General features: G+C 40.0%; 12 protein-coding genes. 9 read left to right on the forward strand and 3 right to left on the reverse strand.

Translation table 11 applies throughout. The features are described 5' to 3' along the window. The first annotated feature begins 215 nt into the window (after nt 1–215). The 6 genes from F947_RS05240 (at nt 216) to F947_RS05265 (ending at nt 8,549) form a co-directional block, all read left to right on the forward strand. Entirely contained in the window at nt 216–599 is a 384-nt protein-coding gene (locus F947_RS05240; RefSeq protein ID WP_004973016.1) for an Mpo1-like protein, read from the forward strand. Nucleotides 600–1,242: 643 nt separating this feature from the next. Then, complete coding sequence (thiE, locus tag F947_RS05245; RefSeq protein WP_026438372.1) at nt 1,243–1,863, forward strand: thiamine phosphate synthase; 621 nt, start codon at nt 1,243–1,245, stop codon at nt 1,861–1,863. 47 nt (nt 1,864–1,910) lie between these two features. Further along, complete coding sequence (gene hemL / locus F947_RS05250) at nt 1,911–3,212, forward strand: glutamate-1-semialdehyde 2,1-aminomutase (protein ID WP_004973021.1); 1,302 nt, start codon at nt 1,911–1,913, stop codon at nt 3,210–3,212. A 487-nt stretch (nt 3,213–3,699) separates the two neighbouring features. After that, the gene (locus F947_RS05255; RefSeq protein WP_004973024.1) at nt 3,700–4,344 is read left to right on the forward strand and encodes an RluA family pseudouridine synthase; all 645 of its coding nucleotides are present in this window, start codon (nt 3,700–3,702) and stop codon (nt 4,342–4,344) included. A 146-nt stretch (nt 4,345–4,490) separates the two neighbouring features. Next, nucleotides 4,491–7,328 (forward strand): RNA polymerase-associated protein RapA, encoded by a 2,838-nt coding sequence (rapA, locus tag F947_RS05260; protein WP_026438370.1) that lies wholly within the window; start codon nt 4,491–4,493, stop codon nt 7,326–7,328. A gap of 411 nt (nt 7,329–7,739) precedes the next feature. Further along, nucleotides 7,740–8,549 carry an alpha/beta fold hydrolase gene (locus F947_RS05265; RefSeq protein ID WP_004973028.1) on the forward strand — a complete coding sequence of 270 codons (810 nt, stop codon included), beginning with the start codon at nt 7,740–7,742 and terminating at the stop codon, nt 8,547–8,549. A gap of 77 nt (nt 8,550–8,626) precedes the next feature. On the opposite strand, the gene fabR is transcribed toward F947_RS05265, so the two are convergent. After that, the gene (fabR, locus tag F947_RS05270) at nt 8,627–9,307 is read right to left on the reverse strand and encodes an HTH-type transcriptional repressor FabR (RefSeq protein WP_026438369.1); all 681 of its coding nucleotides are present in this window, start codon (nt 9,305–9,307) and stop codon (nt 8,627–8,629) included. Nucleotides 9,308–9,461: 154 nt separating this feature from the next. On the opposite strand from fabR, the gene F947_RS05275 reads away from it, so the two are divergent. From F947_RS05275 to F947_RS05290, 3 genes are all read left to right on the forward strand, one after another. Further along, nucleotides 9,462–10,532, forward strand: coding sequence for a ferredoxin reductase (locus F947_RS05275; RefSeq protein ID WP_004973031.1), 1,071 nt, complete (start codon nt 9,462–9,464; stop codon nt 10,530–10,532). A 13-nt stretch (nt 10,533–10,545) separates the two neighbouring features. After that, nucleotides 10,546–11,640: a fatty acid desaturase family protein gene (locus F947_RS05280; RefSeq protein WP_004973033.1), complete on the forward strand. Its 1,095-nt coding sequence runs from the start codon at nt 10,546–10,548 to the stop codon at nt 11,638–11,640. A 160-nt stretch (nt 11,641–11,800) separates the two neighbouring features. After that, a protein-coding gene (locus F947_RS05290; protein ID WP_085945815.1) for an IS3-like element ISAba20 family transposase occupies nt 11,801–12,876 on the forward strand; the annotation gives its coding sequence in 2 pieces (ribosomal slippage) (nt 11,801–12,053 and nt 12,053–12,876; 1,077 coding nt in all). A 260-nt stretch (nt 12,877–13,136) separates the two neighbouring features. On the opposite strand, the gene F947_RS05295 is transcribed toward F947_RS05290, so the two are convergent. Together F947_RS05295 and F947_RS05300 are read right to left on the reverse strand one after the other, a co-directional pair. After that, nucleotides 13,137–13,784, reverse strand: a complete 648-nt coding sequence (locus F947_RS05295) for an HAD-IB family phosphatase (RefSeq protein WP_004973036.1) — start codon at nt 13,782–13,784, stop codon at nt 13,137–13,139. Next, nucleotides 13,751–14,956: a DUF1615 family protein gene (locus tag F947_RS05300; protein WP_004973039.1), complete on the reverse strand. Its 1,206-nt coding sequence runs from the start codon at nt 14,954–14,956 to the stop codon at nt 13,751–13,753. The genes F947_RS05295 and F947_RS05300 overlap by 34 nt, the downstream gene beginning before the upstream one ends. Nucleotides 14,957–15,029: the final 73 nt, after the last annotated feature.

Below are 15,029 nucleotides of genomic sequence, written 5' to 3' on the forward strand. Positions count from 1 at the left end.
TTGTGCCAAAGCAATGGCAAACAAATTGGTATTATAAATGTGTGAAAATTGCAGAACCGAGGTTTTGCAAAAGTGCATTTGATTGTAACCAAAATATGTCAAGAAGTAAGACTTGACCCTGGCTTTTTAGTGTTTGGTTTTTATTTTGGCTTAGTTTAAAGTGTCGTTGAGCGTAGCAAAAATAATTCAAATTTATAAACATCAGGATGATGAACATGAACGCAGCATCAAAGCCCGAATTTGAGCCGACACCAGACCCCAAGTTTGAATTGCCAATTCAGGACTATTCAACATTTTACCGTTTTTATTTAACTGAACACCGCAACATCATGAGCCGTCGTTTGCACGTTGTTGGCAGCAGTATCGGTTTATATTGTGTGAGCAAAGCCATACGCCAGAAAAAAGCCAAATATGTACTCTATGGTTTGCTAGCAGGCTATGCCTGTGCATGGGTCGGGCACTTTGTTTTTGAAAAAAATAAACCTGCCAGTTTTAAACAGCCTGTGTATAGTTTTATTTCAGACTGGCGGATGTTTGCAGATGTTTTACGTGGTCATTTAAGTTTGCAAGATCGTGCTAAAGATAAAATTCCAAGTTGAATTGAGTGTTTAGTTATACCGTTTAGGCAAAAACTAGACGATATGTGATTATTTTCATAAAAAATGTACAAATAAAATTAATTTTTTGTTGAAATGATAGAGTGAATATTCTAATAATGTGTCATCAAATTTATTGATAAAAGTTTGTGACTTTCCAAGCCTAGAGTGACCTTTCTCTAGGCTTTTTTTATGTGAAAAATTATATTCAGAATGGTGTTAAATCAGAAATCATTCATCTTTAAGCAAGGATATAGAGCAAGCAGGTTACTGAGAGAGAAGTATGAAAAAAATATAGACACATGATCATTTGTCGCATCCCCACATGCGCTCTGGCACAAATGATCATGTGTCTAAATGGGCGACCTAAATATGTCGTTATTCGCTGTAGTCACCCGTATGGATTTTAAAATCCATATCTTATTGAACTGGTTGCAGTTCTTGTTTTGCGCAGTTCAATTAAAGCTAAATCTATCTTTTAGCGCTATCACTAGAATTTGGTATTTTTAAGTTTTTGACTCAATAAAACCCAAACAAAATAGAAGCTTATAGAGCCCCTATAAAAAAACTTGTTGAGTCTGAGGTTCTGACACATGCCGCCTGAATGTGTAATAATACAGACCTTGTATTATTTGTGGCTGAGATTATGCGCGGTTTATATTTGATTACCAATGATGATCCTATCGAACTGCTTTTGGCAAAATTAGAAGGGGCGATGGCAACTTATGAAGTCGCGGTGTTGCAATATCGCCGTAAAAATGTGCCTCAAGCTCAGCAGGCATACGAAATTGAATATATGAAATCGATGTGTGATCAATACAAAGTGCCATTTGTGATTAATGATGATCTTGAAACTGCAGTGAAATATGGTGTTGGCGTACATTTGGGTCAAGAAGATGGCTCTATTGTTGAAGCGGTTGCACGTTTACCACAAGATGTATTGATTGGTCGCAGTTGTAATAACTCGATTGAATTGGCAGAGCAAGCCATTGCCGATGGTGCAAACTACGTGGCTTTTGGTGCAGTCTATGCAACTGAAACTAAACCTGAGGCAAGTACACTTACATTAGACACGCTCACACTGGCGAAGCAACAACTCAATGTGCCAATTTGCGCGATTGGTGGTTTAACTGTTGAAAACAGTCAGTCTGTCATTGAAGCAGGTGCAGATTTATGTGCAGTGATTAGTGATATATTAAGACGTCCGATGCATACTGTTGCACAGCGTGTTTATGATTGGTCTGCACTTTTCAAAGCAGAAGCTTAAAGCAGCCAGCTAATTTTTTATTTTATTTTTTTGAGTTGAGTGCCTCCATGAGCTTATCTCCAAAGCAAGAACAACTGTTTAAACAAGCCAATAAGCATATTCCAGGTGGGGTCAATTCACCTGTACGCGCATTTAACGGGGTAGGCGGAACCCCTGTATTTATTGAAAAAGCCAAAGGTGCTTATTTGTACGATGTCGATGGCAAACGCTATGTTGACTATGTAGGTTCTTGGGGGCCAATGATTTTAGGCCATGCCCATCCTGCTATTATTCAGGCAGTGCAGGCTGCTGCTGAAGATGGTTTGAGTTTTGGTGCGCCAACGGTGCATGAAACGACTTTGGCCGATATTATTTGCGAAATCATGCCTTCAATTGAATTGGTTCGCATGACCAACTCAGGTACAGAAGCCACCATGACTGCAATTCGTTTGGCGCGTGGTTATACAGGTCGCGACAAAATCGTTAAGTTTGAAGGTTGCTATCATGGACACTCAGATTCGCTGTTGGTCAAAGCAGGCTCAGGACTTTTAACCAGTGGTGAAGGTGAAGCAACTTCTGCGGGTGTTCCTGCCGATTTTGCCAAACACACGTTGACTTTGCCCTATAACGATATCGCCACTTTAAAAGAATGTTTTGCAAAGTTTGGTGCTGAAATTGCGGGGGTGATTGTTGAACCTGTTGCGGGCAACATGAACTTGGTTAAACCGATTGATGGTTTCTTGCAAGCAATTCGTGATGTCTGTGATGAACACGGTGCAGTTTTTATCATTGATGAAGTGATGACTGGTTTCCGTGTTAGCTTGGGCGGTGCTCAGGCACATTATAATGTTAAACCAGACTTGACCACACTCGGTAAAATTATTGGTGCAGGCTTACCAGTAGGTGCATTTGGTGGTAAACGCGAAATCATGGAGTGTATTGCACCATTAGGTAAAGTGTATCAAGCAGGTACTTTGTCGGGTAACCCATTAGCGATGCGTGCAGGCATTGAAATGTTTAAACATTTACGTGCCGAAGGTTTTTATGAAAACTTAACTGCGCAATTGGAAAAATTATTGGCAGGCTTACAAGCTGCGGCAGATGAAGCAGGTATCCCATTCAAGACGCAACAAGTCGGTGCGATGTTTGGTTTGTATTTTACTGACCAAGATGACATCACCAGTTTTGATTCTATGCTGAAATGCGATGTCGATGCTTTCCGTAAATTCTTCCACGGAATGTTGCAACGTGGTGTGAACTTGGCACCATCTGCTTTTGAAGCAGGCTTTATTTCATCTGCGCATAGTGATGAAGATATTGCCTACACCATTCAAGCTGCAAAAGAAACATTTGCGGAAATGAAGGCGTAATTTGACTTTTGGTTAACACCGTCCTAAAAGGCATAGATATCTCCACAATATCTATGCTTTAGGTTAAATTGAAGAGCATGCTCTTCAGTTTAATATCAAAGGCTTAGATCAGCATCTTGTTAAACACTAAAATAGCCTGGTCAAACTAAATATGAATCCTATTACTTCATTTGCTCCCGCCATCAAAGATATAGCTTCAGAACGGCTTTGTTGTGCAACTATCTTGCACTATGATTTCATTGTATTTTTCTATCCAAATTATAAAAACCTTTAAAACAGTATCTTAAAAAATATTTATGCAACAAAGCCTCCTGCATGCTATAAAACCCACATTTCTAAAAGCAGGCTGATTTAAAATTCAGCAGATTGTCTGATTCAGGAATGTAAATCGGAAAATTCATCGGGAATTGATGTATTTTGCATTGTAATTCTGTGTCAGGCTTTTTATTATTGCCGCCTTGTTTTCACGATCGGCCCGGAATTGAAATTGAGTAATTTTCTAAGCGAACACCTGATTCATCGTGACGATGAGTTTATGGTGATACATAAACCCGCTGGCATACTCACCGTTCCAGGTAAAACAGCAGATTTGCAAGATTGTGTGATGAGTCGTCTAGTTAAAATTGAGCCGCGCACTTTGCTGATTCATCGCTTAGATCGTGATACTTCGGGTATTTTGGTATTTGCACTCACGAAATGGGCGCAAAAACAAATTTCGCGTCAGTTTCAAGAACGCCAAACCGATAAAACCTATCAGGCATTGGTGGCAGGGCAACTGCAAGGTGAAGGCACTGTAGATGTGCCTGTGGTCTATGATCCTGCACATCCTCCATTACACATTGCCGATGCAACCCATAACAAACCTGCGTTAACGCATTGGCGTGCATTGGAGCAATTTGAATTGCAGGGGCAAATTGTGACTCGTGTGCAACTGACGCCGATTACAGGTCGTTCGCATCAATTGCGAGTGCATATGCAATATTTAGGTCATCCAATTATTGGTGATACTTTATATGCCACGCCCGAACAGCAACAACTCATGCCTCGTTTGTGTTTACATGCAGCAGAATTAAGTTTTCTGCATCCACAAACTGAGCAACGTGTACAGTTTACTTGCCCAGTCCCATTTTAAGCGAAAAAGATTACGCAAAGCCTGTGCTTTAGGCTCTCTTTTTAGTGCGCTTTATGTCAAAATATATTGCTATACGCCCTGAATTTTTGCTCAAATACTCAGCAGGTTTTGCGCAAAAATTTATACGTCCTAACTTCTAAATAAAGGTGGAAAAATTGCAGCAGTTTGCTATTGGTCAACGTTGGTTATCAGACACAGAAACGGAATTAGGACTTGGTGTTCTGATTGATGTAGATGAGCGATCGGTCAGCATTTTATTCCCTAAAAGTGATGAAACCCGTGTCTATGCACGCAATAACGCACCTTTATCGCGTATCATTTTTAATGTAAATGATGAAGTTCAAGACCAAGAAGGCAATGTGTGGACGGTTGAATCGGTCGAAGACCGTCATGGCGTATTGCGTTATAACGTAGTGCGTCGTTTGCAAGATGGGAGTGAAGAAAAGAAATCACTGAATGAAACCCGTATTGGTGCAAGTATCCAACTTTCAAAACCATTAGACCGCTTGCTTGCTAGCCAAATTGACTATAAAGAATGGTACGACTTGCGTATTGAAGCCTTGTTGATGCAAGCCAATATGCAAAGTAGCCCACTGCGCGGCTTGGTGGGTTCGCGTGTAGGTTTGATTCCACATCAACTTTATATTGCACATGAAGTCGGTAAGCGTTTTGCGCCACGTGTCTTATTGGCAGATGAAGTTGGTTTAGGTAAAACCATTGAAGCAGGTTTGATCATCCATCAGCAACTCAAAACAGGACGTGCGGAACGTATCCTGATTTTGGTACCTGATTCGCTGCAATATCAGTGGATGATTGAAATGCGTCGCCGTTTCAATCTGCAATTCTCTTTGTTTGATTTAACCCGTACGGCATCTATTAAAGAACACGATCCTGACCTGAATCCATTCTTGACCGAACAATGCATCATTGCTTCAGTCGATTTAATGATTGACCACGATGACTTACGCGAACAAGCCCTAGAAGCAGGTTTTGATTTGTTGGTGGTCGATGAAGCGCATCACTTAATGTGGAGCGAAGAAGAAGGTGGTAATGACCGTTATGATCTGGTCGAAGAATTAGCCGAACAAACCGCAGGGGTGTTATTGCTTACAGCAACGCCTGAGCAACTGGGTGTAGAAAGCCATTTTGCGCGTTTACGTTTACTCGATCCGCAGCGTTTTAGTTCACTAGACCGTTTCTTGGATGAAGAAGCGCAATATCAACATACGGCAAAAATTGCCGAAGTCTTAATGTCAGATGCCGCATTGGAAGAAAGCCATTTGGTTGCACTGGAAGGCTTGTTGGGACATCGCATTGAAGATAACCCAGAGCAGCGTTTCCGTGCCATCCACGAATTATTAGACCGTCATGGTACAGGGCGTATTTTGTTCCGTAATACCCGTGAAGCAATTCAAGGTTTCCCAGGTCGTGATTGTCAGCCTGCGCCGTTACCTGCACCAGAAAACTGGTCTAAAGATGGTAAGCTGCGTGAACAAATGTGGCCAGAAGAAGCGCAGCTTGATGGCGGTTGGATGGAAACTGACCCGCGCGTAATGTGGTTAATGGAGCGTTTGCGTAGCGACTTAAAACATAAAAAAGTGCTTTTAATTGCGCGTAGCGGCCCTGTGGTAGAAGCCCTTGAAAATGCGCTGCGCCTACATGCAGGTATTCGTACTGCAATGTTCCATGAAGGCATGAGCTTGTTAGAACGTGACCAAGCGGCAGCATATTTCGCAGAAGATTCTTATGGTGCACAAATTTTATTGTGTTCCGAAATTGGTTCAGAAGGGCGTAACTTCCAGTTTGCATCAGACCTGATTTTGTTTGACTTACCTGCCAATCCCGACGTGTTAGAACAACGTATCGGTCGTTTAGACCGTATTGGTCAAGAAAACCGTATTCAAATTCATGTGCCGTATTTGGTGGGGACTGCGCAAGAGCGTATGTTCCGTTGGTATAACGAAGCACTCAATATTTTCAGCAATATTTCACCCACTGCACAAACCTTGCAGGAAAACTTTATTGTCGATTTAAAACACTGCTTATTGGCAGATTTAGGACAACAGTTTGAAGATTTACTGGAAGCAGTCAGTGTGCAGCGTGAAGCTTTGGAAGCAGAACTTCAAGCGGGTCGAGATCGTTTGTTGGAATACAACTCTTGCCGTCCTGTGGTGGCGCAGGAAATTGTACAAGCTTTAGAAGATTACGACGACAATACCACGTTGCCTATGTTTATGAAGCGCTTTATGGCATCGACCAATATTGACTTCGATGAACAAAGCAATGGCACGGTGATTATTAAACCAACTGATCAAATGCAAGTGCAAGGTTTGACCTTAGACGAAGAAGGCATGACCGCGACGTTCTATCGGGATCAGGCGCAAATTCGTGAAGATGCACAGTATTTGACCCTAGAGCATCCATTCACAGAAAGCGTGATGGAAATGATCAATACACAAGGTTTTGGTAGCACCAACGTTGCGGTATTAAAATCTGCCGCTTTGCCACAAGGTTCTGTGTTGCTCGAAGTCTGGTTCAAAGTGGATGTCATTGCACCTAAAGCCCTGAATTTGCCATCAAGCTTGCCACAGCAACTCATTCGTGTCTTATTGAGCGAAAAAGGGCAGGATTTATCGCAAAAAATTGCCCCTGAAATTTTAAAACCTTATTTACATCATTTAGATGGCAACAGTTGTCGTCAAGTGGTGAAAGCACGCCGTGACGCGATTGAAGCGCGTTATACACAGGCTTTGGAGTTGGCTAAAGCTGCATTGCCTGAATTTAAGCAACAAGCTAAAGATGTATATAGCAAAAAATGGCAATATGAAATTGACCGTTTAAGCTATTTGAAGCAATTTAACCCAAGTATTCGTGAAGATGAAATTACACGTTTACAGAAATTGCAAAAAGAAGGTGTTGCATTATTAGATGGTTTGTCGGTCACGCCTGAAGCAATTCAGGTGATGGTGGTGGTAAAGCCATAAAGAGTGCATTCAATACAGGTGTCTAGACGGTGTATTTGTATTGAGTCGGTTTTAATCAATCACTTTTTTAAATATTTGGCATCTTCTAAATTGCACGTTTTAAGTTGGGCATTGCGCCTCATTTTTACGGAGCAGTTTAGCGGGTGCTTTTTTAATATCGCAATAAAAATTTTGTGCGAGATTTTTCACATCACAGACTTAAACAAAGTAGCAACCAGTGCTTATGTGTCATTAAAATGACTCATAATTCATCTTTTTCAGCATTCCGGTCATTTGCAAAACCCAGTGGTATGCGTAGTTTAAAGGCTGTTGATCTTTTATCTATGATTGATGTGCCAAGTGTTGAATCTGTAAGCGCGTACGCATAGATCAAGTCACAGACCCGATATTCTTCTTTTAAGCGTATTTTAAATGACTAAAGCTGCAATTCATTTTACCCGTGCCAATGGTATTCCTTCTGCCAGTTATCAAAAGTTTTTTCAATGTTTTGAAGCAGATTATCATTTAAAGGCAATTCCACTGATTGGTATGCAAGCAGAATTTCCTGTGACCTATAAGTGGACCTATTTGATTCATCAAGTGATTCAGGACATTGAGCAGCAGTTTCCAAAGCAACAAGTGATTGGTTTAGGGCATTCTTTTGGTTCATTATTAACCCTGATGTGTGCCTATCAGCGTCCAGATTTATTTTCTCAATTGATTATTATGGATCCACCTTTTGTGATTGGATCGAAGTCGGCATTATTTGAAATTTTACAAAAATTTAAACTGAAATATGTAGATCAACTCACACCTGCCGCCGTGACCATGAAGCGTCGAGATCATTGGGCTAGCCATGCAGAAGCCTATCAAGCTTTGCGGCATAACCGTTTATTTAAAAAATTTGATGCACAATGTTTTGAAGATTATTTTGCCAGCGGCATACAAGTCGATGCACAAAGAGGTGGTGTGACTTTAACAATTCCAAAACGGGTAGAAGCTGAAATTTTTAGAACCGTACCTGCATGGTGGTGGCGCACACCACGCAAAGCCCCAGATGTACCTGTGCATTTAATTACAGCAAGGCATAGCCCATTTTATTTGCAAGGTTTACCGCAAGGCATGCAAAAAACTTATGGAGTTGAGTTTAGTGTGGTCGAGGGAGGACACATGTTTCCTTTGGAAAATCCTGAAACCACGGCAACACATGTGCAGCAATTAATTCAAAAACAACACGCTTAATAGCAAAGTCTAGCAATTAAATGCTCAAACGCGCGTGACCTGATTCAGGAAAATCGTCCGATTTATCGTGTGTTATGTTAACGAATTTTGGCATCATCCAAATGACGTGCACCTTCTAAAATCATACGAATCATGGTCATGGTTTGTTCAGCGGTTTCTTTACGTTCAGTCGCAGGCATATCAATGACTTTGGCACCCATATTAAATACCAGTTGTGTAATGGCTTTTGCGACAATATCGGGATGCGCTAACTTGCTGTTATTTAAACGTTCTAAACGAATTAAATCATCTTGTAATTCTTGCTGAAAATAATTCAGCTGACGTTCAACCGCAAGTTTATATGAAGTTGAACCCGTATAACCTTCACGTAATAGCAGACTTAAATTGCCTTCATCGGTATCTAATTGTTCAATAAATACTTCAACCGAGCTGCGAATAATACTGTTTTGTTTAGATGCTTTTAAACGTGCTTCATGCAGAATTTGACGCAACACCACACCTGCACGATCAATCAGTTCAATCGCGAGTTCATCAATATCTTTAAAATGACGATAAAAACTGTTTGGTGCGATGCCTGCTTCACGTGCAACTTCACGTAAACTTAAAGATGCGATACTTTTTTGTGGGCCAATTAAATTTAATGCTGCCTGAAATAATTCTTGTTTGGTAATGGTAGCTTTACGCCCAACCGTACGCACGACAAGAGGCTCATGAACCGTTTCAGATTCTGGAAAAGTCACATCATGGTTTGTTTTCATGGCAGGCTGAGTCATATTTTCAATAATTTATAAGCTTAGAGGCATTATAGCGGTTGCGCCAGTACTTGTGAAATGATTAGAAACAATACAGGTGTATATACAAATATATATACATGTGTATAATAATTAAAATTTCATCGGGTGGTGCTGAATCATGCAGCTAACTGAAAAAAGAAAATCTCCCTTAACCAGTATTGCAACTGCAGTACTAGATCCTTATGCAGCAAATTTCTGGTTGCAAAAAATTAATCCATTATGGTCGGTGAATCAGTCACTCGGCAAAATTGTGAAAAAAGATATTGCCGCACAAGGTGTGGTGAGTTTCACTTTGCAATTCAATAAAAAACTCCAAGTTGGTGCAGCAGGGCAGCATCATCCTGTTTATGTGACAATTCAGGGCGTACGCTATGAGCGAACCTATAGTTTGACTCAGCTTGATGCACAACACGTTTTGTTGACAGTGAAAAAAGTTGATCAGGGCAAAGTCAGCACATGGCTGGTTGAGCAAGCCAAAGTTGGCGATACTTTAGAGTTTGGTGCGCCTTATGGTGATATGCAATTGCCTGCACAAGCCCAGCCTTTAATTCTATTGGCAGCAGGTAGCGGTATCACACCGATGTATAGTCTGGTACAAGACATGGCAAAATCTGGTCGTCTTAGTAGCACTCCAGTGACTTTAATGTATTGGGTAAAAACCTTTGCAGATGCAGCATTTAAAGCGCAATTTGAAGCTTGGGCACAGCAATATCCAAACTTTAAATTTCAAGTGCTTTATACCCAAGAGCCGAGTTTGGCGCACAGCCGTTTAAATGCAGAACATTTACAAGACTTAGCACAAATTGAGCAAAGTGCAGTGTTTGCATGTGGCCCATCGGGTTTTACCACGCAAGTTGAACAATTATTTGCACAGGCTGCCTTGCTGAAAACAGAAGCTTTTAGCATGACGCCTGTATTAAGTGACGATGTTGGTTTGGTACAAGTTACACTGACCCAATCGAAAAAGATTGTCACTATTCCAAAAGGCAAGTCCATTTTAGAAAGTCTGGAACAGCAAAATATTAAACCTAAATACGGCTGTCGTATGGGAATTTGCCATAAATGCGTATGCAACAAGGCTGAAGGTTCAACTAAAAACTTGGTCGATGGTGTTCAAAATAGCGAACCGAATAACCAATTGAAAATCTGCGTCAATTCAGCACAAACCGATTTAATTATTGATTTATAAGCGAGTTCCGATTATGAATATGCCAGTAAAAATAGAATATTTCCGCAATCCTAAAAACCGTGAACTCACTCAATTTGAATTAGATGAGCTTGCACGTGAATTAGACGCCATCAAACAAGAAGTTTTGGATGATATTGGTGAAAAAGATGCCAAATACATCCGCCGTGTTTATTCAACCATTCGTTATAGCTCAATGGCAGGTCGTGCCTTATTGTTCGCAGGATGGTTCCCGCCAGCATGGGTTTTGGGTACAGGTTTATTGGGCTTTGCCAAAATTATGGAAAACATGGAATTAGGTCATAATGTCATGCATGGTCAGTATGACTGGATGAATGATCCTAAATTCAATGGTGCAAGTTATGAATGGGATACGGTAGGTACTTCAGACAACTGGCGTCAAACCCATAACTTTAAACACCATACTTATACCAATATTAAAGGTATGGATGATGATATTGGTTATGGTTTGGTGCGTTTGTTCCCAGAACAACGTTGGAGATCAGGCTACTTATTGCAACCTTTATACAGCATTCCTTTCTGCTTACTGTTCCAATGGGGTGTTGCCATTCAGAATTTAGAAATTGGTAAAATTTTGAATGGCCGTAAAAGCAAAGCCCAAGCTAAAAAAGAATGGCAACCTATGCAGAAGAAAATCGGAAAACAATTGTTTAAAGATTATGTGTTCTTTCCATTGATTGCAGGCCCTGCGGCTTTACCAGTGTTTACAGGTAACTTGGTTGCGAATGGTCTTCGTAATATTTGGACATTTAGTATTATTTTCTGCGGTCACTTCACCAAAGATGTAGAAGTGTTTCCAAAGTCAGTTATGCAAAATGAAAGCCGTGGTCACTGGTATATGCGTCAAATTCGTGGTTCATCGAATCTTACAGGTTCTGAAGCATTCCACATTTTGACAGGACATTTAAGCCATCAAATTGAACACCATTTATATCCAGATATTCCTGCACGTCGCTATCGTAAAATGGCTCCAAAAGTACAAGCTGTGTGTGAAAAGTATGGCTTGAACTACAACAATGCGAGCTTAGTTAAACAGTACGGCAGTGTGCTTAAACGTATTGTGAAATATGCTTTTCCATTTAAGAAATAAGTGACTTACAAATGAGTTGTTTAGTACGAATAGATTAAGTGATTGATCTTGGTTTAAAACTATACTTCTATTTTGAATTAGAGGTGATGGGTAATCCTCCCTAAAAATAATTGAGTTTAAAAGTAGAAAATCGAATAACCTTGATTTAAGGAGATTTTCTATGAAAACATCTAAGTATTCAGACAGCTTGATCATGAGTATCTTGAAGCAAGCTGAAGCAGGAACACCCATACCGAACTTGTGCCGCGAACATGGTATGAGCTCTGCTACATTCTACAAGTGGAAGTCCAAATATGGCGGCATGGATCTTTCAATGATGACGCGGCTTAAAGAACTTGAGGCTGAAAATGCCCGTTTAAAACGCATGTATGCTGATGAGCGGCTAAAGTCAGACATCTTGCAAGATGCACTTTTAAAAAAGTTTTAAGGCCTGTTCAGCGAAAGTCACTTGCTCAGCAAGCTACTGAGCAATTTAAGATTTCAATCAGCATGGCCTGCTTAATTTTTAAAGTCAGTCAAACGTGTTATCGCTATAAAGCTCGTTTAGATGAAGAGAATCAACAGATTGCCGAATGGTTGATTCAATTAACCAATGATCATAAAACATGGGGCTTCAAGCTTTGTTTCCTGTATTTGCGTAATGTTAAAAAATACAAATGGAACCACAAACGTGTCTATCGCATTTATAAGGAGCTTGAGCTTAATTTAAGAATCAAGCCTAATAAGCGGATTAAACGAGAACAGCCTGAAACCCTTGCAGTACCGACAGCTAAGAATGAATCATGGTCAATGGACTTTATGTATGATCAACTCAGTGATGGACGTAGTTATCGAGTTCACAACGTGATTGATGACTATAATCGCGAGTCATTGGATATATTGATTGACTTTTCGTTGCCAGCAGAACGTGTGCTGAGAGGACTTGATCAGCTCATTGAATGGCGAGGTAAACCTAAACGCATTAGAACCGACAATGGCCCAGAGTATATAAGTGAGCTGATGGAAAAGTGGTGTGATCAGCATGGTATTGAGCATGTATTTACTCAACCAGGCAATCCACAGCAAAATGCATATGTTGAGCGATTTAATCGTACAGTACGTTATGAGTGTCTAAATCAATATTTATTTCGAGATCTGAGCGAGGTGCAGGACTATACAACTGACTGGCAGTACTTTTATAATCATGAACGACCTCATATGTCAGTAAATGGTTGTCCACCTATTTTTAAACAATAACAAGGGCTTTAGATTTTCTACCCATTAATTCAATTAAAAATGGGGGTGTTACCGATGCTGTAAAGTGTCACCTTTTTTATTGCTTTAGGTGTTGTAGTCGTTATTTTTATGCAGAATCATCAGCTATTTTATTAAGAGAAAACTCTATTTTTATTTTCTATTCTGGGTATAAAAAAGTAATCACCATAGGCGGCATCCGCTACATGTAACTTAAAAAACCCACAATTCAAATTGTGGTTTTATTATATCATTCATCAAAATCAAGCCAGTTTTTTATAAGTTACAATTTCTGGCAATGAATGATCACTACCCACCATATAAGAATAAGTCGCTAAACTCAGCATGGCATCATCTTCATCACTATTACCATACGCATAAATAGCTGCATAATTTTCTAAATCATATTGTTCTAAAATCCGTATTTTCTTTTGTTCCTGACTGCAATCAGGTGTTGAATATCGCCCTGTAAATTGCTGCTTTTCAATTGCTGTTTCAGTACAAATCAAAGCGACATTTAACTGCTGACAAATATACTGTAAATAAATATCTACACTTGCAGAAACAACCACCACTTCATCTCCATTGAATTGATGCTGCTTTAATTGTTGTAATAGTTGTGGGTTAAGATCATGTATTAAATCTACTGCGTAGCGCTGTGCAAGTGCTAATATTTCAGCTGTATTTGCATCTTTAAACATAGCATTAAACAATTTAGGGCGCATGGCATGTGCAGGATAAACTTTTAAATAGTAAGCCTGAATCCAAGGCAAGATTTTAAGTCCTTGCTTAAAAATATGCCGCTTAGATAAAGCATAGAAAATAAACCCTGTAAAACTGTCTTTGCTGCACAGGGTCCCATCAAAATCAAATAGGGCTAGATTTTTATATTTTTGGCTTTTTGCATGCATGTTTTATAACGTCCATTGACTCGCGTAGCAAACCAATTGGTGTTGTAATCTCGACTCAGTTTAGGCCCTGAAATGACCACTTGCGGCATCATGGCATAAAATGGCTCTTTGCCCGTTTGCGCTTTATAGAGTTTCGTGACTGCTAAATATGTCGCAGTATCTTCAAATTTCTTTTCTTTTTCTTTTTTTAGGTCTGCACGAATTTGTCGTGGGGTGACTAAAATATTATGTTTTGAAAAAACAGCAATTAATTCACGTTCGGATTCACTCTTTGCATTACGCACGCTACCATCTTTAGTATAAAGTAGCAAATCACCATCTAAATCTAATTCTGCTTCAGTTAAATCATTTAGCATGCTTTGGAATGCGGCATTGCGGCTCGAATACATGCCAGAGTTATAATCAGCAAAGCGGTATAGCGGTTGATCGTAATCGGCAGGGTACATCATTAAACGATGAATCCCGTAATATAATCCGCCATATTGAGTGTATAGATCGCTGCGTAACTCTGCGATGTTACCGCTTTGGCGTTTATGCTCTTTGGCATAGCTAATATGTACTTGCATCGAGCCTAAAGTAGTAATTGGATTAAGTTTTTCACCAATATTTTGTCCAAACAGTTTGGCAGCACCTGTTAGTGCGGAAACATGATAATGCTTTGCCATGTAGTCAAAAATTTCACGGTATAGTTCATCTAATTCACGTTCAGTTTTTACCCGACGCATTTGACTTAAATAGTTATCTTCAGGGCTAGGGTGATTTTTCAGCACATCTTGAAAATAGCCTGCAACCGTGCCTCCAATTGCTTCACCCAGTTTGTCTTTAAATTTTTCATCCAAACGATCTTGTACTTCTTTAACAGCTTTTTCACCCAAACCATAAACTTGTGGGTCGGCTACAAAGTTCGATTCCTGATCCACCACGGCAATGATGGTGCACATATTTTCTTTGGTTTGTGGGATGCCCAATTGCTCTGAAATATCGTAAATATCTTTTGCCCAAGCACTACGCTCACTGACCCTATTCGGAATGAGTTTGCGGATTTGTTCTGCTTCAAGGGTTGGCTCATTGTCCTTAGACCACCATGCGCTATCTCCACAGGCAGCCAAGCTTAATGATAAAGCAAGCACGCTGAAGGGTTTCATCAAAGAAGTGAATACAGTGTCTTTCATAGTATAGGGAAAACTCGTTCCAAATGGATGAGCCCAAAGGGCAGATGCAGTATACTATGCCAATCGTTAAAGT

The organism is Acinetobacter towneri DSM 14962 = CIP 107472 (genome assembly GCF_000368785.1).
Classification (GTDB): domain Bacteria; phylum Pseudomonadota; class Gammaproteobacteria; order Pseudomonadales; family Moraxellaceae; genus Acinetobacter; species Acinetobacter towneri.

Coding starts and splice junctions, on each gene's coding strand:
- F947_RS05275 (WP_004973031.1), top strand. CDS start 9,462: ATGCAGCTAACTGAAAAAAGAAAATCTCCCTTAACCAGTATTGCAACT.
- fabR (WP_026438369.1), bottom strand. CDS start 9,307: ATGAAAACAAACCATGATGTGACTTTTCCAGAATCTGAAACGGTTCAT.
- F947_RS05295 (WP_004973036.1), bottom strand. CDS start 13,784: ATGCATGCAAAAAGCCAAAAATATAAAAATCTAGCCCTATTTGATTTT.
- hemL (WP_004973021.1), top strand. CDS start 1,911: ATGAGCTTATCTCCAAAGCAAGAACAACTGTTTAAACAAGCCAATAAG.
- F947_RS05265 (WP_004973028.1), top strand. CDS start 7,740: ATGACTAAAGCTGCAATTCATTTTACCCGTGCCAATGGTATTCCTTCT.
- F947_RS05280 (WP_004973033.1), top strand. CDS start 10,546: ATGAATATGCCAGTAAAAATAGAATATTTCCGCAATCCTAAAAACCGT.
- F947_RS05240 (WP_004973016.1), top strand. CDS start 216: ATGAACGCAGCATCAAAGCCCGAATTTGAGCCGACACCAGACCCCAAG.
- F947_RS05300 (WP_004973039.1), bottom strand. CDS start 14,956: ATGAAAGACACTGTATTCACTTCTTTGATGAAACCCTTCAGCGTGCTT.
- thiE (WP_026438372.1), top strand. CDS start 1,243: ATGCGCGGTTTATATTTGATTACCAATGATGATCCTATCGAACTGCTT.